This window comes from Gordonia sp. B8661-1 (assembly GCF_059427765.1).
The window spans coordinates 375,197-398,698 of the sequence record NZ_JCAHRL010000003.1 but is presented as its reverse complement, the minus strand read 5'-3'; the positions used below and the strand labels follow the sequence as shown (position 1 = coordinate 398,698).

At 66.8% G+C, this 23,502-nt stretch carries 23 protein-coding genes; 1 reads left to right on the top strand and 22 read right to left on the bottom strand.

The features are described from left to right. The first annotated feature begins 9 nt into the window (after positions 1–9). On the top strand, positions 10–963 hold the full coding sequence (locus AC4JJG_RS09325) for a peptidylprolyl isomerase (protein ID WP_495400751.1): 954 nt from the start codon (positions 10–12) through the stop codon (positions 961–963). 120 nt (positions 964–1,083) lie between these two features. Here AC4JJG_RS09325 and AC4JJG_RS09320 read toward each other — a convergent pair whose 3' ends face one another. From AC4JJG_RS09320 to AC4JJG_RS09215, 22 genes are all read right to left on the bottom strand, one after another. Then, entirely contained in the window at positions 1,084–3,423 is a 2,340-nt protein-coding gene (locus AC4JJG_RS09320; protein WP_495400752.1) for a RelA/SpoT family protein, read from the bottom strand. Positions 3,424–3,508: 85 nt separating this feature from the next. After that, entirely contained in the window at positions 3,509–4,114 is a 606-nt protein-coding gene (locus AC4JJG_RS09315; RefSeq protein ID WP_495405757.1) for an adenine phosphoribosyltransferase, read from the bottom strand. Beyond that, positions 4,107–5,741: an ABC transporter substrate-binding protein gene (locus AC4JJG_RS09310; RefSeq protein ID WP_495401021.1), complete on the bottom strand. Its 1,635-nt coding sequence runs from the start codon at positions 5,739–5,741 to the stop codon at positions 4,107–4,109. The genes AC4JJG_RS09315 and AC4JJG_RS09310 overlap by 8 nt, the downstream gene beginning before the upstream one ends. Before the next feature lie 97 nt (positions 5,742–5,838). Next, a complete protein-coding gene (gene secF / locus AC4JJG_RS09305; protein ID WP_495400754.1) occupies positions 5,839–7,071 on the bottom strand; it encodes a protein translocase subunit SecF in 1,233 nt (410 codons plus the stop codon). Then, positions 7,068–8,729 carry a protein translocase subunit SecD gene (secD, locus tag AC4JJG_RS09300; RefSeq protein ID WP_495400755.1) on the bottom strand — a complete coding sequence of 554 codons (1,662 nt, stop codon included), beginning with the start codon at positions 8,727–8,729 and terminating at the stop codon, positions 7,068–7,070. The genes secF and secD overlap by 4 nt, the downstream gene beginning before the upstream one ends. Before the next feature lie 180 nt (positions 8,730–8,909). Beyond that, positions 8,910–9,293, bottom strand: a complete 384-nt coding sequence (gene yajC, locus AC4JJG_RS09295; protein ID WP_495400756.1) for a preprotein translocase subunit YajC — start codon at positions 9,291–9,293, stop codon at positions 8,910–8,912. A 181-nt stretch (positions 9,294–9,474) separates the two neighbouring features. Then, positions 9,475–10,575, bottom strand: coding sequence for a Holliday junction branch migration DNA helicase RuvB (gene ruvB, locus AC4JJG_RS09290; protein ID WP_495400757.1), 1,101 nt, complete (start codon positions 10,573–10,575; stop codon positions 9,475–9,477). Then, on the bottom strand, positions 10,572–11,171 hold the full coding sequence (ruvA, locus tag AC4JJG_RS09285) for a Holliday junction branch migration protein RuvA (protein WP_495400758.1): 600 nt from the start codon (positions 11,169–11,171) through the stop codon (positions 10,572–10,574). The genes ruvB and ruvA overlap by 4 nt, the downstream gene beginning before the upstream one ends. Further along, positions 11,168–11,746, bottom strand: coding sequence for a crossover junction endodeoxyribonuclease RuvC (gene ruvC / locus AC4JJG_RS09280; protein WP_495400759.1), 579 nt, complete (start codon positions 11,744–11,746; stop codon positions 11,168–11,170). The genes ruvA and ruvC overlap by 4 nt, the downstream gene beginning before the upstream one ends. Positions 11,747–11,849: 103 nt before the next feature. Beyond that, positions 11,850–12,605 carry a YebC/PmpR family DNA-binding transcriptional regulator gene (locus tag AC4JJG_RS09275; RefSeq protein ID WP_495400760.1) on the bottom strand — a complete coding sequence of 252 codons (756 nt, stop codon included), beginning with the start codon at positions 12,603–12,605 and terminating at the stop codon, positions 11,850–11,852. 104 nt (positions 12,606–12,709) lie between these two features. Continuing rightward, positions 12,710–13,327 carry a pyridoxal 5'-phosphate synthase glutaminase subunit PdxT gene (gene pdxT, locus AC4JJG_RS09270; protein ID WP_495400761.1) on the bottom strand — a complete coding sequence of 206 codons (618 nt, stop codon included), beginning with the start codon at positions 13,325–13,327 and terminating at the stop codon, positions 12,710–12,712. Beyond that, positions 13,324–14,178: an acyl-CoA thioesterase gene (locus AC4JJG_RS09265; RefSeq protein WP_495400762.1), complete on the bottom strand. Its 855-nt coding sequence runs from the start codon at positions 14,176–14,178 to the stop codon at positions 13,324–13,326. The genes pdxT and AC4JJG_RS09265 overlap by 4 nt, the downstream gene beginning before the upstream one ends. A gap of 55 nt (positions 14,179–14,233) precedes the next feature. Then, positions 14,234–14,758 (bottom strand): helix-turn-helix transcriptional regulator, encoded by a 525-nt coding sequence (locus AC4JJG_RS09260; RefSeq protein WP_495400763.1) that lies wholly within the window; start codon positions 14,756–14,758, stop codon positions 14,234–14,236. A gap of 136 nt (positions 14,759–14,894) precedes the next feature. Next, complete coding sequence (locus AC4JJG_RS09255; protein WP_495400764.1) at positions 14,895–15,818, bottom strand: PP2C family protein-serine/threonine phosphatase; 924 nt, start codon at positions 15,816–15,818, stop codon at positions 14,895–14,897. A 28-nt stretch (positions 15,819–15,846) separates the two neighbouring features. Beyond that, entirely contained in the window at positions 15,847–16,812 is a 966-nt protein-coding gene (gene pdxS, locus AC4JJG_RS09250) for a pyridoxal 5'-phosphate synthase lyase subunit PdxS (RefSeq protein WP_495400765.1), read from the bottom strand. Positions 16,813–16,902: 90 nt separating this feature from the next. Beyond that, a complete protein-coding gene (locus tag AC4JJG_RS09245) occupies positions 16,903–17,439 on the bottom strand; it encodes an NUDIX hydrolase (protein WP_495400766.1) in 537 nt (178 codons plus the stop codon). Positions 17,440–17,451: 12 nt separating this feature from the next. Next, positions 17,452–18,576, bottom strand: coding sequence for a glycosyltransferase family 4 protein (locus AC4JJG_RS09240; protein ID WP_495400767.1), 1,125 nt, complete (start codon positions 18,574–18,576; stop codon positions 17,452–17,454). Beyond that, positions 18,573–19,517 carry a phosphatidylinositol mannoside acyltransferase gene (locus tag AC4JJG_RS09235; RefSeq protein WP_495400768.1) on the bottom strand — a complete coding sequence of 315 codons (945 nt, stop codon included), beginning with the start codon at positions 19,515–19,517 and terminating at the stop codon, positions 18,573–18,575. Before AC4JJG_RS09235 ends, AC4JJG_RS09240 begins: the two co-directional genes overlap by 4 nt. Before the next feature lie 25 nt (positions 19,518–19,542). Beyond that, a complete protein-coding gene (gene pgsA / locus AC4JJG_RS09230) occupies positions 19,543–20,229 on the bottom strand; it encodes a phosphatidylinositol phosphate synthase (protein ID WP_495400769.1) in 687 nt (228 codons plus the stop codon). Positions 20,230–20,278: 49 nt separating this feature from the next. Next, positions 20,279–20,836, bottom strand: coding sequence for an ATP adenylyltransferase (locus AC4JJG_RS09225; RefSeq protein WP_495400770.1), 558 nt, complete (start codon positions 20,834–20,836; stop codon positions 20,279–20,281). After that, positions 20,826–22,895 (bottom strand): threonine--tRNA ligase, encoded by a 2,070-nt coding sequence (gene thrS, locus AC4JJG_RS09220; protein WP_495400771.1) that lies wholly within the window; start codon positions 22,893–22,895, stop codon positions 20,826–20,828. The genes AC4JJG_RS09225 and thrS overlap by 11 nt, the downstream gene beginning before the upstream one ends. 142 nt (positions 22,896–23,037) lie before the next feature. Beyond that, the gene (locus AC4JJG_RS09215) at positions 23,038–23,451 is read right to left on the bottom strand and encodes a TIGR02611 family protein (RefSeq protein WP_495400772.1); all 414 of its coding nucleotides are present in this window, start codon (positions 23,449–23,451) and stop codon (positions 23,038–23,040) included. Positions 23,452–23,502 lie beyond the last annotated feature (51 nt).

Here is a 23,502-nt window from a genome sequence, read left to right as displayed (position 1 = left end):
CAGCAGCGCGTGTCCACCAACGAGGAACGCCGCGAAGCGGCCAAGCGGAAACTCGAAGAACGCCTCGAGCGGGAACGACAGGAAGCACGTCGCCGCAAACTCATCATCGGCTCCATCTCCGGTGCCGTGGTGATCGCCGTCGTCGCCACCGCGACCTACTTCATCGTCGACAAGATCCAGACCGACCGCTACAACAACGCGCACGTCACCTGCGATTACACCGACAAGGCCAGCAACTTCAAGGATCTGAAGACCGATATCCCGCCGCAGCTGACCGATCCCGCGGCACGCGCTCTCTACAAGGAGCAGATGGAGACCGTGCAGGCGGGCAAGGGCAAGGACCGTACCGCTCCCAAGCCGCCGAAGTCGCAGGCCAAGGAAGGTACGACGAACCTGACGATCACGACCAACCAGGGCGACCTGCCGGTCAAGCTCGACCGCAAGGGCGCACCGTGCAACACCGGCGCCGTCATCTCGCTGGCCGAGAACGGCTTCTATGACAACGCTCCCTGCCATCGCATGACCACTGCGGAGCTCAAGGTGCTCCAGTGCGGCGATCCGACCGGCACGGGCATCGGCGGTCCCGGCTGGGCCAGCCCCGACGAGCCGCCGACCACGCTGAAGCCTGCCGGCCAGGCTGATCCGATGGGTGGTCAGCAGCAGCTCTCGATCTACCCGCGCGGTACGGTCGCCATCGCCAATTCGGGCCAGCCGCAGCAGGGTGAGAGCAATTCGGGCGGGTCGTCGCAGTTCTTCATCCTGGTCCAGGACGGCCAGCTGCCCCCGAACTACGCGGTGGTCGGCACCGTCGAGCCCGATGGCATGAAGGTCGTCGACAAGGTCTTCGCCGGCGGCGTCAACCCCGGCATCAGCCCCAACCCGATGACCGGTATGCCCCAGCGCAATCCGCAGGACGGCAAGCCGAAGATGCCCGTCACCTTCGAGAAGGCCACGATCGCCTGACCGGGGACTCCGATGCGGTTGAGCTCGTCGGAACGCGCCAGTGGTTTCGACGAGCTCAACCAGCGGAGTGACGCGCAACCGACGGAGTGAAGCTCAACAGCAAGCGGAGTGAAGCAGCGGTCAGGCGGCCGAGGTGACGCGATAGACGTCGTAGACGCCCTCGACGTTGCGCACCACGTTGAGGACATGCCCGAGATGCTTCGGGTCGCCCATCTCGAAGGTGAACTTGCTGACCGCCACCCGGTCGCGGCTGGTCGTGACCGAGGCGGACAGGATGTTCACGCGTTCGTCGGCCAGCACCTTGGTGACATCCGACAGCAGCCGGTGCCGGTCGAGCGCCTCCACCTGAATCGCGACCAGGAACACCGACGACGCCGACGGTGCCCACGACACCTCGAGAATGCGTTCGGGTTGTTCACGCAGTGACTCCGCGTTGGTGCAGTCGGTGCGATGCACACTGATCCCACCGCCGCGTGTGACGAACCCCATGATCTCGTCGCCGGGCACCGGCGTACAGCACTTCGCCAATTTGGCCAGGATGTTGTCGGCTCCCTCGACGATGACACCGGCGTCGCCCCCCTGGCGGGTGCGGGTCGGCATGGTCGACGGCGTGGACCGTTCCGCGATTTCGTCGACCGCGTCGTCGATGCCGCCGAGCAAGGCCACCAGGCGGTTGACCACGTGTCGCGCGGACACATGATTCTCGCCCACGGCGGTGTAGAGCGCCGATACATCCGTGTAGCGCAGTTCCTTGGCGACCGCCGCCATCGAGTCGGCATTCAGCAAGCGCTGCAACGGCATTCCGCCGCGTCGCACCTCCTTGACGATGGCTTCCTTGCCGGATTCCAGCGCCTCTTCGCGACGTTCCTTCGCGAACCACTGCCGGATCTTGGCCTTCGCGCGCGGTGACACCACGAAGTTCTGCCAGTCCTTGCTCGGACCGGCGTTCGGAGCCTTCGAGGTGAACACCTCGATGACCTCACCGTTCTCGAGGGGGCGTTCGAGCGCCACCAGCCTGCCGTTGACCCGGGCACCGATGCAGCGATGCCCGACCTCGGTGTGGACGGCGTAGGCGAAGTCGACGGGCGTCGACCCGGCAGGCAACGTGATCACGTCGCCCTTCGGCGTGAACACGAAGATCTCCTGCACCGCTAGGTCGTAACGCAAGGATTCGAGGAACTCACCGGGGTCGGCGGCCTCACGCTGCCAGTCGAGGAGCTGGCGCATCCACGCCATGTCGTCGACCTCGGCGGTGTCGGTCGGTTTCCGGCCACCCTTACCGCGGCTCCGGTACCCGTTCTCCTTGTAGCGCCAGTGCGCGGCGATCCCGAACTCGGCGGTCCGGTGCATTTCCTCGGTCCGGATCTGCACTTCGAGCGGCTTGCCCTCCGGCCCGATGACGGTGGTGTGCAACGACTGATAGACGCCGAAGCGGGGTTGCGCGATGTAGTCCTTGAAGCGTCCGGCCATCGGTTGCCACAGCGAATGCACCACGCCGACGGCCGCATAGCAGTCGCGCTCCTCGTGGCACAGGATCCGGATGCCGACGAGGTCATGGATGTCGTCGAAGTCGCGGCCCTTGACGATCATCTTCTGATAGATCGACCAATAATGCTTCGGACGTCCCTCGACGACCGCGGAGATGCGTGCGGCGCCGAGCGCGTTGTTGATGTCGGCCCGTACCCGTGCCAGATAGGTGTCGCGCGACGGTGCGCGGTCGGCGACCAGGCGCACGATCTCCTCATAGCGCTTGGGGTGCAGAATCGCGAAGGACAGGTCCTCGAGCTCCCATTTGACCGTCGCCATTCCCAGCCGATGAGCAAGTGGCGCAATGACTTCGAGGGTTTCGCGGGCCTTGCGTGCCTGCTTCTCGGGCGGCAGGAAACGCATCGTGCGCATGTTGTGCAGACGGTCGGCGACCTTGATAACGAGCACGCGCGGGTCGCGTGCCATCGCGATGATCATCTTGCGGATCGTCTCGGCCTCGGCGGCGCTGCCCAGCGCGACCTTGTCGAGTTTGGTCACGCCGTCGACGAGGTGCGCGACATCGGCACCGAAGTCCTTCTCCAGTTCCGCGAGGGTGTAGCCGGTGTCCTCGACGGTGTCGTGCAGCAGACCGGCGACGAGCGTGATGGTGTCCATGCCGAGATCGGCGAGGATCGTCGCGACCGCCAGGGGGTGGGTGATGTAGGGGTCGCCGGACTTGCGCATCTGTCCGCGGTGGCGCTCATCGGCCACGTCGTAGGCATGCTGCAGCAGTGCGACGTCGGCCTTCGGGTAGATCTCCCGATGCAGCGTCACGAGCGGCTCGAGGACCGGCCGAACGGGACTGCGGGTCGCGGTCATGCGGCGCGCGAGCCTCGCCCGCACACGGCGCGAGGCGGAGGACGATCCGCCCGTGTCGGGCGACAACGCCTGCTCGGCGGACTGTCGCGGCCCGGTGTCGACCTCGTCGTGCATCCGGTCTCCTCTCGGTCCGCTGTTCTGAACTGTCGATTCTAGTCCGCGCCGCCCAGCGAACGTGCCCCCACCGACGATGCCATGCTCAGTCCGATGTCACGCTCAGCACAGGAAGTTCGCTTCCACAGCCCTTCGCGATGGTCGCACGTCCGCCGAGACCGTCGAGTTCCATGATCACGGCAACGGCCTCCACGACCGCACCCGCGTCACGCAACAGATCCGCGGCCGCCACGATCGTGCCGCCGGTGGCGAGCACGTCGTCGACGATCAGCACCCGCTGACCGGTGATGTCAAGTCCGGTCGCGGGGATCTCGAGAGTGGCCGACCCGTACTCCAGGGCATAGTCGACGCTTCGCACCGGAGGCGGCAGTTTGCCGCCCTTGCGCACGGCGAGCACACCCACCCCCAGTTCGCGGGCGACCGCACCGCCGAGGAGGAATCCCCGTGCATCGATGCCGGCTACGAGGTCGACTCCGCCGCACCCGTGTGTGAGCGCGGTGACGACCGCGGACAGACCGTCCGGGTGCGCCAGCACAGGAGTCAGGTCCTTGAAGGTGATTCCGGGCGCCGGGAAGTCCGGCACTGTGCGCGCATGGTCGTCGATCGCCGCACGGGCCGCCGCCAGCGCCTGCTGTGTAATGGAATCCACTTGTGTCACTGCACTTTCCACAGTCGCTCGAATGTCAGTCATGTATCGCCCACCGGTCCATGTTCCAGCCCGTACCGTTGCGTCCCTGCCCCGGTACCACGTTGACGACCCGTGCACGATGCAGTTGCACGCGCGGTGCGGCGAACAGCGGGATCGACGGCAACGATCCCCAGGCCGCGTTCTCCACGGCGCGTACCAGGTCCAGTCGGTCCGCGGCGAGGTCGGACACCACGAGTTTGTCGATGGCGGGTGTCACGGCCGGGTCCCGGTAGTCGCCGATGTTCAGCGGATCCCCCGCCCGCAGCTGATAGGAATCACGGGAGGGGTCGGCGGCGCCCGCCGCCGCGAATGCCGCGCCACTCACGGTGATCAGCACATCCACGTCTCGACCGAATCTCGGTGCCGCCGAGGGTGAACCGCTGTCGACGATCTCGATTCCGGCACCGCGACAGGATTCCGTGATCGCGGCCACCATGTCCTTGCGGCGCTGCGTCGGCGCCAGATAGCCGATCCGGATACGGGGCCGCCCCGGGCCCGATTGCGCGATCTCGTCGGCGAGCCCACGAGCCCGGGAGATGTCCGGCCGTGCGTATCCCCGACCGAAGGAACCGTTCAGCTGACCGGCCAGAGTGTCGGCGGGGGCGAGCGCCCGCAGGTTCCACATCTGGCCGCCCTGACCGAACTGCTTCGCCAGGTCATTACGCGGGACACACGACGCGAAGGCCTGACGTGCCCGAAGGTCGCCGAGCACCCCGGACTGCGCGAGCACGAGCTGTTCGACGGCCAGCGCCCGACGCGGATCGGACTGTGCGGGCTTCGCGTCGGGATCGTCGGTCGTGACATCGCCCTCGACCAGTCCCGCTGTGACGTCCGACACGTCGAAGGCATGGTCGGTCAGCCGCTTCTCGGTCTCGGTACCGCGCCCCCACACCACGATCTGTCCGGTGGCCGGGGCATCACCCCACCACTTGTCGTTGGCGACCAGGCGCAGTCCGCCCGACGCCGAATAGTCGTCGATGCGATACGGACCGGATGACGGGAACCGCTCGGGATCCGGCTTCTCTCCGGGGGTCAGCGCGAACCCGGTGTTCCAGGCCTTCGCGATGCGGGCGAGTACCTCGCCGTCGCGGGTCCGGATCGGATCGATGACCGTCGCGATGCCCGCCTCCCGGGCCACGACGTGCGCCGGCATCAGTGTGCCGGCGCCGAACAGCGACAACCAGTTCCGGTAATCGCGGCCGGGCGCGAAGGTCACGGTCGCGGTCTTGTCGCCCGCCCCGCAGTCGACCCGGGTGATGTCCCGGTAACCCGCTGTCGTCGCGGGCCGGAATTCCGGGAATCGCCCGCTCATCGCGGCCCACGCCAACTGCAGATCGTCGCAGTCGAGAGCCTGGCCGTCGGAGAACTCGGCCGCCTTGGTGAAGTCGTAGCGCAGGGTGAGCGACGGCCCCTCGACACGCGTCACCGTGCCGACGTCCCGGTCGGGTGTCACCTGACCGGAAGCACCCAGGAAGCTGAAACCGGGCAGCATCCGGGTCGTCGCCATCAGGACACCGGAAGCGTTGCCGGACACGGTATTCGCGTTGTACGAGTCGATCCGGGCATCGACGACATAGTCGATGGTCGGTGGGCCGTCCTCACCACATGCGGTCAGCAGGCCCGCGATCATCGCCAGGACCGCAACCAGCCCGACGACCACGCCACCCCGGGTGCCGCTGCCGGACGATCCGTTCCGGCGGGACGAATGCACTGTCACGATCCGTACATTAACGCGAGCGACGACGTTTTCCGGTCGGACTCTGCGAAGCGTCACCGCTGCGTGCGCGCACACGGCGGGGCTCGGTCACGGTCTCCCCCGCCTCGATCCGTGCGCGACGATCCATGACCCGCTTGGTGTGTTTCGCGATGTCCTTGCGGCGTTCCTTCAGCGTCACCAACAGTGGCGCGGCGAGGAAGATCGACGAGTAGGTACCGACGACCACGCCGACGAGCTGGATCAGGCCCAGGTCCTTGAGCGTGCCGACGCCCAGCAACCACACCGCGATGACCATCAGGGCGATGATCGGGAGCACCGAGATGACCGTGGTGTTGATCGACCGCATGAGTGTCTGGTTGACCGCGAGGTTCGTCTGCTCCGCATAGGTACGACGCGTGGTCGCGAGTACCGAACGGGTGTTCTCGCCGACCTTGTCGAACACCACCACCGTGTCGTAGACGGAGAAGCCGAGAATGGTGAGCAGACCGATGACTGTCGCCGGCGTGACCTCCCAGCCGACCAGGGAGTAGACACCGGCGGTGACCACGATGTCGAAGAAGAGCGATGCCATCGCGGCGATCGACATCTCCCTGTCGAATCGGACCGCGATGTAGACGAAGACGATGACGAGGAAGACGATCAGCGCGATGATCATCTTCTTGGTGATCTCGCCGCCCCAGGTCGAACTCACGTCCGAGGAGCTGACGTCGGAGACCGTGATGTCGGGCGCGAATCGTTCGGCGAGTGCCTGACTGAGTTGCTCGGTCTGCGGCAGCGTCAGCGACTCGGTGCGTACCTGGATGGTCTTGGATGCCCCGGAACCGGCGCTCTCCACGAGCTGTGGCTCATCACCGATGGCTTGCGTGAACACGTCCTTGACGGCGTCGGTGGTGACGCTGCTCGACGTGGCCGGGAGCGAGACCTGCGTGCCGCCCTCGAAGTCGATGCCCAGGGTGAAGCCCCGGAAGATCATCGAGAGCAGGCACACGAGCAGGATCGCGGCGGTGATGAGGTACCACATGCGCCGACGCTGCACGATCTGGAACGCACCGGTGCCCGTGTACAACCGCGACAGGAAGGAGCGGTCCTTCTCCGCGACGAGATCCGTGTCGTCGACCACGTACTCGTCGACGGTCGGGTCGTCGTCCGGATCGATGGTGGGGGTGGGCCGGGGCGGGACACCGCGGCCACCGCCGATACGTCCGGAGTTGGGACGACCGGGTTCTGGGGTCTGCATGATCATCGCGTCGGCTCCTCTCCACTCGATGCCGGATCGGATTGCGCCGACGAGCCCGCCGGTACGAGTTTGGCCAGGCGTTCGGCGCGGGCGATGCGACGTTCACGCGCGATCTCGCTGACGGCACCGAGTCCCGTGACGCCCGGGCGCGACAGGAAGTTCGACCGGCTGGCCAGCACCACCAGCGGGTGGGTCACCAGGAACACGACGACGACGTCGAGGATGGTCGTCAGGCCGAGGGTGAAGGCGAAGCCCTTCACCTCACCGACCGCGAGCACGTAGATGACGACGGCGGCGATGAAGCTGACGGCGTTACCCGACCAGATGGTGCGACGGGCACTGGCCCAGCCACGTGGCACCGCGGACCGGAAACTTCGGCCCTCGCGCATCTCGTCCTTTATTCGTTCGAAGTAGACGACGAACGAGTCGGCCGTCATGCCGATACCGATGATCAGACCGGCGATACCGGCCAGGTCGAGCGTGAAGCCGATCCAGCGACCCAGCAGCACGATGATGCCGTAGACCATGAGGCCGGACAGGATCAGCGACAGGATCGTGAGGATGCCGAGCATGCGGTAGTAGAGCAGGGCGTACAGCAGCACCGCGATGAGTCCGATCGCGCCTGCGATCAGGCCCGCCTGCAGATACGAACTGCCCAGCGACGCCGAGACCGATTCGGCGTCCGACGATTCGAACGACAGCGGGAGCGACCCGTACTTGAGCACGTTCGCGAGGTTCTTCGCGTCGTCCTGGGTGAAGTTGCCGCTGATCTCGGTCTGCGGGGTGGTGATCGCGCCCTGGATCTGCGGTGCGGACACCACGCGGGAATCGAGCGTGAAGGCGGTCTGCTTGCCGACGTTCTGAGCTGTGTAGGTGGGCCAGAACTGCTGTGCGCCGCCCTTGAATTCGACCGAGACGACCCACGAGCCCGCCTGCTGCGTCGTGTGTGCGTTGGCGGCCTTGATGTCCCGGCCGTCGATGATCTGCGGGCCGAGGAGATACACCTCGGTGCCGTCCTGCGAACAGGCCACCAGATACTGATCCGGCAGATCATTGCCGAGCAGCGGGTCGTTCGCGTTGGGCGCGCAGTTCACTTTCGCCATCTGCCCGGCGAGTGCCTGCGGAGGCGACCCCTTGGGTGCCTGTCGGAGTTTGCGCTGCGCCTCGATCGCCTTGGCCTGGGTCTCGCGATCCTGCTGATCGAGGTTCTTGTCCGTGGCGCTCTTCGGAACCTCTTTGTTCTGATCCGGAGTCGTGGGCTGCACCTGCTCCACCGGGCGCACGAACAGCCGCGCCGTCTGACCCAGCGATCGCGCCTGCTTGCCGTCGTCGCCGGGGACCGTGATGACCAGATTCGAGCCGCTGACCACGACTTCGGAGCCGGAGACACCGAGACCGTTCACACGCTGCTCGATGATCTGCTTGGCCTGGTCGAGCTGCTCCTTGGGCGGCGCCTTACCGTCCGGGGTACGCGCGGTCAGGGTCACGCGCGTTCCGCCCTGCAGATCGATGCCCAGTTTCGGTTCGATCGAACCGCCTCCGGTGAAGAAGACCAGGCCATACACGATGGCCAGCAACGCTAGGAATGCTGTCAGAGGCCTCCACGGCGGGATCTCGTTCTGAGGCCCCGACCGCTTCGCCGACGCTCGGCGGGATGTCGTCACTGCTGTTCTGATCTCCTGGATGCGCAAAAACTCGGACGGACGCGCGGGTCGAACGGGCCCGAGGCCCGACGCGACCCGCAGAGTGGTCGGTCGCCCACTCTACTGACTGCGCTGACACACCGAAGGGCCGACACCCGGGGCTCTGTTCGCCCGGGTATCGGCAACGCGGTCAGCGTTCGATCACTTGGTGTCGTCGGAGGAACCGTCGGACGGGGTGTCCACGTCCTTCGGCGAATCCAGATCGACGTCGTCGATCTGCTCCGGATGCACATCGAGGGCGCCCGGGTAGGTCTGTCCGGCTTCGTCGACGGGGACGACGCGGACAATGGCCTGACGGTTGAATCGCGAGACGACGCCCGTGGCGATCTCGAGGTCGACGTAATCGTCGGACGATGCGTCGACGACGGTAGCGAAGAGCCCCGCGGTGAGCTGAACCCGAGCGCCTGTGGAGACGGCCTGCTGCATCTCCTGGATCTCGGTCATGCGCTTCTTCTGCTTCCGCATGCTGAAGAACATGAACACGATCAGCATCGCGAAGAGGAGGGGGAACAAAAGTGATTCCATGGCTACTGCGTCAATCCTTGTTGTCGGTTCGTCGGAGGATCTGAGATCCGGCCGCCGGGAGAATTGTCCGATTTTCGGGATCGGTTCAGGGTCGTGCACATCCACACGAATGCATCCGAATCGATCCAACGGCCGTTATTCAGTGTGCCATGCGCTGCATGGTGTTGACGGATCCCGCCGGTCAGAAGTCATCGAAGAGGCCTGGCGCACCGTTGTCGCGAGTCCGCACACCGAAGCTCGCGTTGAGCGCGCCGGCCGGCGGAGTCAGCCCGAGATGATGCCAGGCGGCGGCGGTGGCCACCCGGCCGCGCGGGGTCCGGGCGACCATCCCGGCACGCACCAGGAACGGTTCGCACACCTCCTCGACCGTCGCGGGTTCCTCCCCCACGGCAACCGCGAGCGTCGACACACCCACCGGCCCACCGCCGAAACCCCGGACGAGCGCATTGAGCACCGCACGGTCCAGGCGATCGAATCCGAGTGCGTCGACGTCGTACACCGCGAGCGCGGCGCGGGCGACGTCGACGGTGACCACACCGTCACCGCGGACCTCCGCATAGTCGCGCACGCGGCGCAACAATCGGTTCGCGATCCGTGGTGTGCCGCGCGACCGCCCTGCCACCTCCGTGGCGGCGTCGTCCTGCAACGGAATCCCGAGGATGCCCGCGGAACGCCGCAGCACCCGGACGAGTTCGCTCGTCTCGTAGAACTCCATGTGTGCGGTGAAGCCGAACCGGTCGCGCAGCGGGCCGGTCAGCGAGCCGGATCGGGTGGTCGCGCCCACCAGCGTGAACGGCGCCACGTCCAGGGGAATCGATGTGGCGCCGGGTCCCTTCCCCACCACCACGTCGACGCGGAAGTCCTCCATCGCCAGGTACAGCATCTCTTCGGCCGGCCGGGCGATCCGGTGGATCTCGTCGATGAACAGGACATCGCCCTCGACCAGGTTGGACAGCATGGCGGCCAGATCGCCCGCCCGTTCCAGAGCAGGTCCGGAGGTCACCCGTATCGCCGCACCCATCTCGGCCGCGATGATCATCGCGAGTGACGTCTTGCCGAGGCCCGGGGGGCCGGACAACAGGATGTGATCCGGCGTTCCGCCGCGTCCCTTCGCGCCGTGCAGCACCAGTTCGAGTTGCTCGCACACGCGGGGCTGACCGATGAAATCGGCGAGTGAGCGTGGCCGCAGCCCCGCATCGAACTCACTGTCCCCGACCAGCGCGGCGGCGGAGACCTCCCGATCGTCGGCGTCGGGATCGTTCGGGTCCGGTGTGTGCATCATGTCGTTTTACCCAAGAGCGCCAAGGAGTTTCGCAGTGCCGTCGAGGCATCCGCATCCGGATTGTCGACGAGTACGGCCGTGACCGCCTTCTCGGCGGGCGCAGCGGTGAAACCGAGCCCGACCAGCGCCTCGATCACCTGATCCCGCACCGATCCGGTCACCGCAGCGCCGGTCGCGCCCACGGCGCCGCCGGTCGGCACGTCGACCTTGTCCCGCAGTTCCACGACGAGCCGCTCGGCGACCCGTTTGCCGATTCCGGGCACCGTGGTCAGCGCTTTCACATCCGAGTCGGCGAGCGCGCGCCGCAACGCGTCGGGTTCGAGGACCGCGAGCGTGGCCATCGCGAGCCGCGGCCCGACCCCGGTGACGGTTTGGAGCAGGGCGAACAGCGATCGCGCGTCCGGTTCGGTGAACCCGTAGAGGGTCATCGAGTCCTCGCGGACGATCATCGACGTGAGAAGCGTCGTTTCCTCGCCGCGCCGCACCGACGAGAGGGTCGGCGGGGTGACCAGAACGCGGTAACCGACTCCCGCACAATCGATCACGACATGATCGAGGGCGACGTCGATCACCGGTCCACGCACGGACGCGATCATGCGGCTCCTCCCCGTTTACGACCGGTCGCCTGTGCCAGACGCTCGCGGTGCTTGCGTGCCGCGAGATCGGCACGGCGTTGCGCCTCGGCCATCTTCTCCATCATGGGTCCGCGCCAGCAATGGCAGATGGCCAGGGCCAGCGCATCCGCGGCATCCGCCGGGCGTGGTTTGGTCTGCATGCCGAGGATTCGCGTGACCATCGCGGTGACCTGCGCCTTGTCGGCGCGGCCGTTACCTGTCACCGCGGCCTTGACCTCGGACGGTGTGTGAAAACGCACCGGAACGTCACGCTGACCGGCCGCGAGTGCGATCACTCCGCCCGCCTGCGCGGTGCCCATCGCGGTGGACACCTGGTTCTGTGCGAAGACCCGTTCGATGGCCACGACATCCGGTTGGTGGGTGTCGAGCCAATGGCAGGCCGACGTGTAGACCATGAGCAGACGCTCGGCGAGGTCCATGTCCGACGGGGTGCGCACCACATCGACATCCAGAGCGGTGACGGCGCGACCGCGTCCCGCCTCCACCAACGCGATTCCGCAACGCGTCAGCCCCGGATCGACACCCATCACGCGCACAGCGCACCTCCGACGATCTCCGAACAGTTGTTCGAGATTCTATCGGCCGGGTGCGACGGGAGCGGGCATCAACACGCGGAGGCGAACGCCCGCCGCTCTCACCTCACTCGTCGTCGAGTTCGGCAAGCACTTCGTCGCTGACATCGACATTGGTGTACACGTTCTGCACGTCGTCGGAGTCCTCAAGGGCGTCGACGAGTTTGAACACCTTGCGGGCGCCGTCGGCATCGACCGGGACCTCGACGGATGCGCGGAAGTCGGCCTCGGCGGAGTCGTAGTCGATCCCCGCCTCCTGGAGTGCGGTGCGCACGGCGACGAGGTCGGTGGGTTCGCTGACCACCTCGAAGGAGTCGCCGAGGTCGTTGACCTCTTCGGCGCCCGCGTCGAGGACGGCCATCAGGACGTCGTCCTCGGTCTGGTCGTTCTTGTCGAGGGTGACGACCCCGCGTCGGGTGAACAGGTAGGACACCGAGCCGGGATCGGCCATGTTGCCGCCGTTGCGGGTCATCGCGGTGCGGACCTCGCCTGCCGCCCGGTTGCGGTTGTCGGTGAGGCACTCGATGAGCACGGCGACGCCGTTGGGTCCGTAGCCCTCGTACATGATGGTCTGCCAGTCGGCGCCGCCGGCTTCCTCGCCGCCGCCGCGCTTGCGGGCGCGTTCGATGTTGTCATTGGGCACCGACGACTTCTTGGCCTTCTGGATGGCGTCGAACAATGTCGGATTTCCGGCCGGATCACCACCGCCCGTACGGGCGGCCACCTCGATGTTCTTGATCAGCTTGGCGAACATCTTGCCGCGCTTGGCATCGATGACCGCCTTCTTGTGCTTGGTGGTGGCCCATTTGGAGTGGCCGCTCATGAGTGATCCCTTTCGTTGTGCCTGCGATGGTCGTCTGGGGCCGCACGCCGGAGCGCAGCGAGCGGGTGTCGACGACGTCGCACCGCATCCGAACTCGCTTGATCTTACCGGCGCACCATCTCGACGAAGTATTCATGCACCCGTCGGTCGCCGGTCACCTCCGGATGAAACGACGTGGCGAGCACATCTCCCTGGCGAACCGCGACGATCCGGCCCGCTGCCGGACCCTCCGGCACGGTGGCGAGGACGTCGACATCGGGCGCGACCGATTCCACCCACGGCGCCCGGATGAACACCGCACGCATCGGGTCCTCACCGGGGCGGTCGGTGATCCCCGACATCTGGACATCAGCCTCGAAGGACTCCACCTGGCGACCGAACGCGTTGCGGCGCACAGTGATATCGAGCGCGTCGAGGTGCGTGGCGTCCGGGCGGGTGTCCAAGATCGTCGTGGACAGCAGGATCATCCCGGCGCAGGAACCGTAGGCGGGCAGCCCGTCGGCGAGCCGCGCTCGCAACGGTTCGAAGAGGCCGAACACGTCGAGCAGCTTGCTCATCGTCGTCGATTCGCCACCGGGGATGACGATGCCGTCGATGTCGGCCAGTTCGTCGGCGCGTCGTACCGCCGTCGCGGTGGCGCCGGCGTCGGCCAGCGCGTGCAGGTGCTCCCGGACATCGCCCTGCACGGCGAGCACTCCGATGTGCGGATGTGCGCCGCTCACCGGTCGGTCCGCGCGTGCTGGTCGTCGGGCATGACACGTCCCGTGCGGGTCAGCCCCTCCTGGGTTACCGCCGCGACCAGACGCCCGGACCGGTCGAAGATCCGGCCCTGGGTGAGCGCCCGTCCCGACGAGGCGGATGGCGATGTCTGGTCGTACAGCAGCCAGTCGTCGGCGCGGAACGGTCGCATGAACCACATCGCGTGGTCGAGCGAGGCTACCTGCGGCTGGACGTCGGGATGAGGCACCCGGGACGAGCCGAGCAATGTCATGTCACTCATGTACGCCAGTGTGCCGACGTGGAAGACCTGGTCGTCGGGCAGCGGATGCCGGTAGCGGAACCACACGCGCTGCTGCGCGGCGAAGTAGTCGGAGGTCACCATCTGCTCGCGGGGCACCAGGCGGATGTCGAAGTTCTCCCACTCCTTGAAGACCGCCTGCTCGTCCTCGGAGAATTCGTCGAGGCGATCCGGAAGATCGGTGGGCGCCGGTACCGGCGGCATCCGGTCCTGATGTTCATATCCCTCGTCGGTGCGCACGTGGAAGGAGGCCGACATCGTGAAGATGGCCTCGCCGTGCTGGACACCCGTCACCCGCCGGGTCACGAAGGATCGTCCGTCGCGGATGCGATCCACGAGGAACACCGTCGGATGATCCGGATCGCCGGGTCGCAGGAAGTAACCGTGCAGCGAGTGCACCGCGAACTCGTCGGGCACGGTGCGTGTCGCCGACATCAGCGCCTGCCCCGCGACCTGCCCGCCGAAGGTGCGCTGCAGATAGCTCGAGATCGAGGGGCCGCGATAGATGTCGGTCTCGATCACCTCCACCTGGAGGATCTGCTCGATGGTTGCCACGCAGATCAGTATCTCCTACCGCATGCGGGCTGATGTCGGCGGCGCAGCGGGTGCCTCAGAGTTCACCGAGGGAGATCAGCCCGTCCTGCACTGCGCGTGCGACCAGCGCCGCCTTCGTCGGAGCGGGACGGCCGACGTCGGAGTACTTCGCCCGGATGCGGGTCAGGTGCGTGTTGACCGTTCCCAGGGAGATGAAAAGCTCTTGCGCGACAGCCGGTTTCGTGTCGAGCATCAACCATGCGCGCAGGACCTCGATCTCACGCTCGGTGAGGGCGGGACGCTCGATGCCTGCCGACGTGCCGCATTCGCACACCGAGTCGCGGGTGGTCGGCGGGCTCGCGATCGCGGGATCGGCCTGGGCGGCGGGCTTGTCCAGCGGGACCACGGGCGCCACCCGGAGCCGATGGGGCCGTTGCCCGTCGCCACTGCCCTGTTGACCCGGCAACGGCATCCGGCGCCGGGCCAGGCGCGCCAGGGCTTCCTGACGACGGCGGGCTGCCTCGTTCTGACGATGCTGCATCCGAAGATCGGCAGTCGATGCCGGAAGGTGCTGCGGCAGGTGATCCAGGGTGACAGTCATGGTTTCCTCACTCATGTCGTCGTCAGTCAGTCGCAGGAAAGCCGTTCTTCCCGTGCTTGTCGTGACTTAGACGCGACGGATCCCGCGAGGGTTCCATGCGAGTGAGAATTTTCTTGGCGTCAGAGTGTGATGACGCTCACGACTCCGTCGATTCCGTTCCGCGGGCGGACGACTCGGCATCGTCGGCATCACCGTCGGAGTCGTCGGCGACCACCTCGTCGACCGAATCGGCGGATTCTGCGTCGTCCGCGGCGGCGACGAACTCGTCCTCCGTGTCGGCCTCGTGGACGGCCACGACCACCACGGTGACGTTGTCATGCGCACCGAGGGCCAGCGCACCGTCGACGAGTGCGCCGGCGGCCGCCTCCGCGCTCGGCGCATCCCGCAGGATGTCGGCGATCTCCGAATCGGGCAGTTCGCCGGTGAGTCCGTCCGAACACACCAGCAGCACGTCGCCGGGCAGTGCCGCCATCGAGAAGAAGTCGGCCTGCGGTTCCACCATGCCCGCACCCAGGGCACGAGTGATCACGTTGCGCCGCGGATCCGTACGCGCCTGCTCGGGTGTGAGGAAGCCGGCGTCGATGAACTCCTGGACCTGGGAGTGGTCGACGGTCAGCTGTTCGAGAGTCCCCGATTGAAGCCGATAGGTGCGCGAGTCACCGATGTTGAGAACGAGCCAGTGCGGCGCGTCGTCGTAGCTGACGAGCACCATCCCGGTGACCGTGGTCCCGGCACGTCGCTCGGTCTCGGTCTCGATGTTCTCGATCGAATCCTGGGCCGTCGACAGCAGATCGATCAGCGTGAGTTGTGCATCGGTGCGGTCGGCGTCCACCTGCACTCCGGCGAGGGTGGTCAGCGCGATCTCGCTGGCCACCTCACCGCAGTCGTGGCCGCCCATCCCGTCGGCGAGCAGGAAGATCCCGGGCTCGACGAGCGCGGCATCCTCGTTGGCCTCGCGTACGCGACCGACATCGCTTGCCGCAGCCCATTCGAGGCGGAGTCCCCGCACCGTATCGGTGCCCGAGACAGCAGTGTCACGAACAATCGTCGACGCGTCCATGGTCAGCAGATACTACGGTAGGCGCGGCCTACCAACCGCGTTCCGCGAGACGATGCGGCTGCGGGATGTCGTCGACGTTGATGCCGACCATCGCCTCGCCGAGGCCTCGCGACACCTTCGCGAGCACGTCGGGATCGTCGTGGAACGTCGTCGCCTGGACGATCGCGGCCGCGCGCTGCTCCGGGTTCCCGGACTTGAAGATGCCCGAGCCGACGAACACACCCTCGGCACCGAGCTGCATCATCATCGCGGCGTCGGCGGGCGTCGCGATGCCGCCAGCGGTGAACAGGGTGACCGGCAGCTTGCCGGCCTCGGCGACCTCGGCGACCAGTTCGTACGGAGCCTGCAATTCCTTTGCCGCGACGTACAATTCGTCCTTCGGCAGCGAGGTGAGACGACGGATCTGATCACGGATCTGACGCATGTGTGTGGTGGCGTTCGACACGTCACCGGTACCGGCCTCACCCTTCGAGCGGATCATCGCGGCACCCTCGGTGATGCGGCGCAATGCCTCCCCGAGATTCGTGGCGCCGCAGACGAACGGCACGGTGAACGCCCACTTGTCGATGTGGTTGGCGTAGTCGGCGGGGGTGAGCACCTCGGACTCGTCGACATAATCGACGCCCAGGCTCTGCAGCACCTGCGCCTCGACGAAGTGGCCGATCCGCGCCTTCGCCATCACCGGGATCGAGACGGCCTCGATGATGCCGTCGATCATGTCCGGATCACTCATGCGGGAGACGCCGCCCTGTGCGCGGATGTCCGCGGGGACGCGCTCGAGAGCCATGACCGCAACCGCGCCCGCGTCCTCGGCGATCTTCGCCTGGTCGGGGGTGACGACATCCATGATCACGCCGCCCTTGAGCATCTCTGCCATGCCGCGCTTCACCCGAGCGGTGCCCTGACCGACGGTCGGCTGCCCGCCGGCCGCCTGACCGTTGAGCGGATTCTGGGCGTCCTGTCCGGGAGTGCTCCCTGACTGGAATTGACTCACGTGAAGCTCCTGATGTTGTGATGCGGTGCGATCGTGCCGGCCCGAGGCGCAGACACTCGCCACAATTCTATGCCCCCGCGTGTCGGACCGTCAGGCACCCCCACCGGGGGTGATGCGCTCGATGATCTCGAAGTACTGGGGCAGCTCGGCGGTGCCGCCCAGATGGAGCCAGCGCACCGCGCGCCGCTCTCCGAGGCTGCGAGTGTCGCGCACCGCGTCGTTGTAGAAGCGACGGGCCATCATCACCCGCGTCTCGGCGTCGGCGAGTTCCACCACGAGCCCCTGCGGCCGCGTCTGCATGTCGGTGTGCGCGAGGAGCCCGGAGACGCGGTTCTCCGCCTGCTCACGGAATCCCGGGCCGGAATGCTCGGCCTGGTCGGCTGCGACGGCCAGCGCCTGTCCGGCGGCGCGGGTCTCCTCGTCGAAGCTCGCCGTCATACCGGAGGCGATGGCCCGGGCCACCACCGCTCGCCGCGCGAGTGCCGCGTCGAGCGCCTGGTTGGCCAGATCGACCCGGACGTTCAGCCGATCGAGCCGATTCGCCGTCTGATAGGCCCAGCCGACCGCCAGTCCGATGACCACGACAACCACGCAGATGATCAAGATGGTCACACCGGAAATCGTCATTGCTCCACTCCCCTAATCGGAGACCACCACCGGTCCCGCCCCAACGGTCACAGTCTCATACACCCGCAGGATCTGGTCGGCCACCTTCGACCAGTCGTATCGTGCGGCGCGCCGACGACCCGACTCGATCAGCTCCGACCTGGCCTGATCATCGGACAGCAGGTCGATGACGGCCTTCGCCAGCTCGTCCGGCGCACCGGTGGCGACCAGTCGGCCCGCCCTCCCGTCGTCGAGCACGCGACGGAACGCGTTGAGGTCACTGGCCACGACCGCCGCCCCCGCCGCCATGGCCTCCACGAGGACGATGCCGAAGCTCTCGCCGCCGAGGTTGGGTGCGCAGTAGACATCGGTGGATCGCAGCGCCCGCGCCTTGGTCTCGTCGTCGACCTGACCGAGGAAGGTCAGATGTCCCGCCAGCGAGCCGGCACGGCGCCGCAATGCACGCTCGGTTCCGCCGCCGACGATCAGCACGTCGATGTCCGGGAAGGCCTCGACGATCGACGGCAGGGCGCGCATCAGGATGTCGATCCCTTTGCGCGGTTCGTCGTAACGTCCGAGGAACAGGATCGAATGCCCTTGCCGCGGATAGCCGTCCAGCGGCTCCGCGTCGGCGAAGAACGGCACGTCGATGCCGTTGGGGATCTCGACAGCATCGGATCCCAGGGACTCCATCTGCCAGCGACGAGCGAGCTCGGAGACCGCGATCTTGCCGGCGATCCGTTCGTGGTACGGACGCAGAATGCCTTGGAAAACGGTGAGCCACAACGACTTCGTGGTGGACGTATGGAACGTGGTGACGATCGGCCCGGACGCCACCATCAGGGACAGCATCGAGATGCTCGGTGCGTTCGGCTCGTGGACGTGCAGTACGTCGAAGTCGTTCGACGCGACCCAGTCACGCAGTCGCAGATAGCCTTTCGGGCTGAAGTTGAGGCGCGAGACCGATCCGTTGTACGGGATGGCGAGCGCAGGCCCGGCGGACACGACGAAGTCGGGCAGTTGCGTGTCGTCCGCGGCAGGCGCCAGCACGCTGACATCGTGGCCCCGCTGGATGAAGACCTCGGCGAGTTCGACGACGTGGGCCTGTACCCCGCCCGGCACGTCGAAGGAGTACGGGCACACCATGCCGATCTTCATGAGCCGTGCTCCCGGTCCGCGGCTTCGATGCGCGCACGACGCTCGGCAGACCAGTCGGACTCCCACAGGGGCTGCATCATGTGCCAGTCCTGCGGCCGCGCGGCGATGCCGACCTCGAAGGCCTCGGCGAGCGCCTGCGTCGCCCGCTGCACGCCCACCGAGACGTCGATCGGCTCACCGCTTGTGATCACCGAGTTCGGCGCGTCGGTGAACGCGTGGTGCACAGGTAGGAGCATCGCCCCGGTCTCGATGGCCAGTCGTGCGGAGCCGCCCGGCATACGGGTGCGTTCACCGAAGAAGTTCACCGGAATACCGCGACCCGTGAGGTCCCGCTCCCCCATCAGGCAGATGATGCCGCCTGCCCGCAGACGCTCCGCCAGCAGGTCGAACGGGGGCTGCGCGCCGCCGGAGGTCGGGAAGATCTCGAAGCCCAGCGACTCGCGGTACTCGACGAATCGAGTGAACAGGGACTCAGGCTTCAGACGCTCCGCCACCGTCGCGAACCGGCCGTAGTGCTGTACCAGCCACACGCCGGCCATGTCCCAGTTGCCGCTGTGCGGCAGCGTGAGCACGAGTCCTTTGCCGCGCGCCATGGCGTCGTCGACGTGGTCGCGGGCACGCTGCGACACCGTGACCGTTTCCGCGGTCTCCTTCAGGTCCAGGGCCGGCAATCGGAACGCCTCGTACCAGTAGCGGGCATAGGACCGCACGGCATCGGCCACCAGCCGGTCGGGCACCTCGTCGGGAGCGGTACCGATCACCCGGGCGAGGTTTTTCCGTAGTTGATCGGGGCCACCGTTGCGCTTTCCGGCGATACCGGCGGCGCGGTCGAACAGTCCCCGGGCCAGACCGTCGGGTGCGTGGCGGACGGCAGCCCAGCCCGCTCCGTACCCGAGATCGGCCAGACGGGCACCGAACGAGACGTCGTCGGCAGCCGACATCACTGCACCTTCGGGTGACGCATGGTCACCGGTCCGTCGCCGGCGAATCCGATTCGCCCGCAGGCGGTTCCGGATCGTCGGTGTTCGAGGTGGCCAGCGGGATCAGATCCCGGGCGCCGGGCGAGGAGTAGATGGACCACATGCGCTGTCCGACGGTGATGACCGAGAGCACCGCCAGCACCCACATGGCGACGTGGATGGCCCAATCGAGGCCGAGGCCGGTCAGCCCGGCACCGACGAGCACGATGATCAGCCGGTCGGGTCGCTCGATCCACCCGCCGTCGCCGTTGAGACCGCTGGCCTCGGCGCGGGCCTTCGCGTACGAGATGACCTGCGACGTGACGAGACAGATGAGCGTGGCCGCGAACAGCAGCTCGTGGGGCTGCGTCACCGCACACCACCAGGCGAGCCCGGCGAAGATCGCGCCGTCGGCGATGCGGTCGCAGGTGGCGTCGAGTACGGCGCCGAACCGGGTGCCGCCGCCCCGGGCGCGGGCCATCGCACCGTCGAGCATGTCGAACATCACGAACAGCCAGATCACCAGCGTGCCGACGAACAGGTGGCCCATCGGGAACAGTGTGAGGGCGGCCGCGATGGTGGCCGCGGTGCCGATCAGGGTCATCAGATCGGGTGTGAGCCCGGTGCGCAGGAGAGCCCTGCCGAGGGGCAACGTCACCTTGGACACCGAGGACCGGCCACGGATGCTCAGCATCTGACCGCACCTCTCCTTCTCCGGACGGGCATCGACCTCATCCGGTCGATCATGTCTGTGCGCGCCACGCGTCGGCCAGCAGAGCGCGCGTGTCGCGCAGCAACTGTGGCATGACCTTGGTCTCGCCGACAACCGTGATGAAGTTGGCGTCGCCCACCCACCGCGGCACCACGTGCTGGTGCAGATGTTCCGACAGCGATCCGCCCGCGGCATACCCGAGGTTCAGGCCCACGTTGAAGGCGTTCGGATTGGACACCGACTTGATGGTCCGGATGATCCGCTGGGTGAACGCCATCAATTCGGCCGACTCCGCATCGGTGAGGTCTTCGAGGTCCGCGACCTGCCGATACGGGACGATCATCGTGTGTCCCGGGTTGTACGGGTACAGGTTCAGCACCGCGTACACGGTGTCGCCGCGGGCGATGATCAGACCGTCCTCGTCGGACATCGTCGGGATGTCGAGGAACGGGTGACCGGTCGACTTCTCGTTCGTCGGTGGGGGATCCGCCGTGATGTAGGTCATGCGATGCGGACTCCACAGGCGCTGGAGCCGATCGGGCTGCCCGGTGCCGCAATCGCGGATCGTCTCGCCGTCGTCAGGAGTCATCGGCACTCCCGACGATCTCACCGACCAGGTCGGCGGTCGGCGAATCGTTGCGCCGCGAGGACACCCACTCGGCGATCACCTCGACGGCCTGATCCACCGGCACCCCGTTGACCTGCGTGCCGTCGCGGAAGCGGAAGCTCACCGCGCCGGCTTCGGCGTCCCGCTCCCCGGCCAGCAGCATGAACGGCACCTTGCCGGTCGTGTGGTTGCGGATCTTCTTCTGCATGCGGTCATCGGAGTGATCGACCTCGGCCCGGACACCGCGGGCGACGAGCTGATCGATGACCCCCTGCAGATGATCACCGAAGGCCTCGGCCACCGGGATACCGACGACCTGCACCGGCGACAACCAGGCCGGGAAGGCGCCCGCGTAGTGCTCGGTGAGCACACCGAAGAACCGTTCGATGGAGCCGAAGAGGGCGCGGTGGATCATCACCGGACGATGCTTGGCGCCGTCGGAGCCCGTGTATTCGAGGTCGAAGCGGTCCGGCAGCATCAGGTCGACCTGGATGGTGGACATCTGCCAGGTGCGGCCGATGGCGTCACGCGCCTGGACCGAGATCTTCGGCGCGTAGAAGGCCGCGCCGCCCGGATCGTCGACGAGGTCGAGTCCGAAGCTCGCGGCGGCGTCGCGCAGCACCTCGGTGGCCTCCTCCCACGCCTCGTCCGAGCCGATGGACTTGTCCGGGTTCCGCGTCGACAGTTCCAGGTAGAAATCGTCGAGGCCGTAATCGCGGAGCAGGTCGAGCACGAACTGCAGGAGCGATCGGACTTCCTCGCCCATCTGCTCGCGGGTCGTATAGATGTGCGCGTCGTCCTGGGTGAAGCCGCGCGCACGGGTCAGGCCGTGCACCACACCCGACTTCTCGTACCGGTACACGGTGCCGAACTCGAAGAGCCGCAACGGAAGTTCGCGATACGAGCGCCCCCGGGAGCGGAAGATCAGGTTGTGCATCGGGCAGTTCATCGGCTTGAGGTAGTAGTCGATGGACGGCCGTCGCACGGAGCCGTCGGCGTTGAGTTCTTCGTCGAGCTGCATCGGCGGGTACATGCCGTCGGCGTACCAGTCGAGATGCCCGGACAGGGAGAACAGGTCCCCCTTGGTGGCATGCGGGGTGTAGACGAACTCGTAGCCCGCCTGACTGTGCCGCAGGCGTGAGTAGTCCTCAAGCTCCTTGCGAATGATTCCGCCCTTGGGGTGGAACACCGGCAGGCCGGAGCCGATCTCGTCGGGGAAGCTGAACAGATCGAGTTCGGCACCGAGCCGGCGATGATCCCGCTTCTCGGCCTCGGCCAGCATCTCCAGGTATGCGTCCTGGGCTTCCGACGACTCCCAGGCGGTGCCGTAGATGCGCTGCAGATCGGCATTGTCCTGGTTGCCGCGCCAGTAGGCCGCCGAGCTACGGGTCAGCTTGAAGGCGTTGATGTATTTGGTCGTCGGCACATGCGGACCGCGGCACAGGTCGCACCAGATGCGTTCGCCCGTACGGGGATTCAGATTGTCGTAGGCGGTGAGTTCGGCACCGCCGACCTCCATCACCTCGGCATCGTCGGCGGCACCCTTGTCGTCGATGAGTTCGAGCTTGAACGGCTCACCGGCGAGTTCGGCGCGGGCCTCGTCCTTGGAGTCGTAGACGCGGCGCGAGAACTTCTGCCCCGACTTGATGATCTGCTTCATCTTCTTCTCGAGGGCCGTCAGGTCCTCGGGGGTGAAGGGTTCGTCGACCTCGAAGTCGTAGTAGAAGCCGTCCTTGATGGGCGGACCGATGCCGAGCTTTGCGTCCGGGAACAGATCCTGGACGGCCTGCGCGAGGACGTGCGCAGTGGAGTGCCGAACGACGCTACGGCCGTCCTCGGTGTTGGCGGCGACGGGCTCGACCTCGGCATCGGCGTCGGGCGCCCAGGAGAGGTCACGCAACTGGCCTTCGGCGTCACGTACCACCACGATGGCCTCGGGCCCCTTGTTCGGCAGCTCGTGCTCGCGCAGCGCAGTGCCCGCGGTGGTCCCGGCCGGCACCGTGATGGTGGCGGGGATGATCACCTGGACGTCGTCGGGCACGGGAGCTCCTTCACTTAGGACGAACACATCGGCACAAACACAAACATGAGTGCGACTCCCGATATTATCCGCGCGCGTTCACCGACGACCCCCTGGGACACCCTCGATCAACGACAGGAAGTCACCGCGACGCATCTCGGTGTCACGACAGGATGGGGCTGGCCATCCAGTCGGCCTCCAGATTGACCCATGTCGCGACCATGTACACGGCTCCGAGCAGCCACAGTGTGCCGACCACGATGGCCGCCGTACTGAGCCAGACACCGCCCTGGATGGACCAGTGCTGCCGGGCTATCCACTGCATCCACGCGTCGTAGCGTCCGCGCGCGAAGGTCAGCAGACGGTGCGCCCAGTTGAATTCCGATGCGAGGATGCCCAGACCGAGGAACACGATCAGCCAGCCGGGCCCGGGATATGGGATGGCCACGATGCCGCACAGCAGGACGATGGCCCCGATGGTGCCGACGGCGATGCGATAGATGGAATGCAGCCGCGGATTCCGGCGGATGAGGTAGCGGCGTTGCCGGGCCCAGATTCGTAGTCGTCGCCTGCGCAACTCGTGTCCTTCCCGCCTGCCCCAATGACCGACTTGCCTGATCGGCCATCC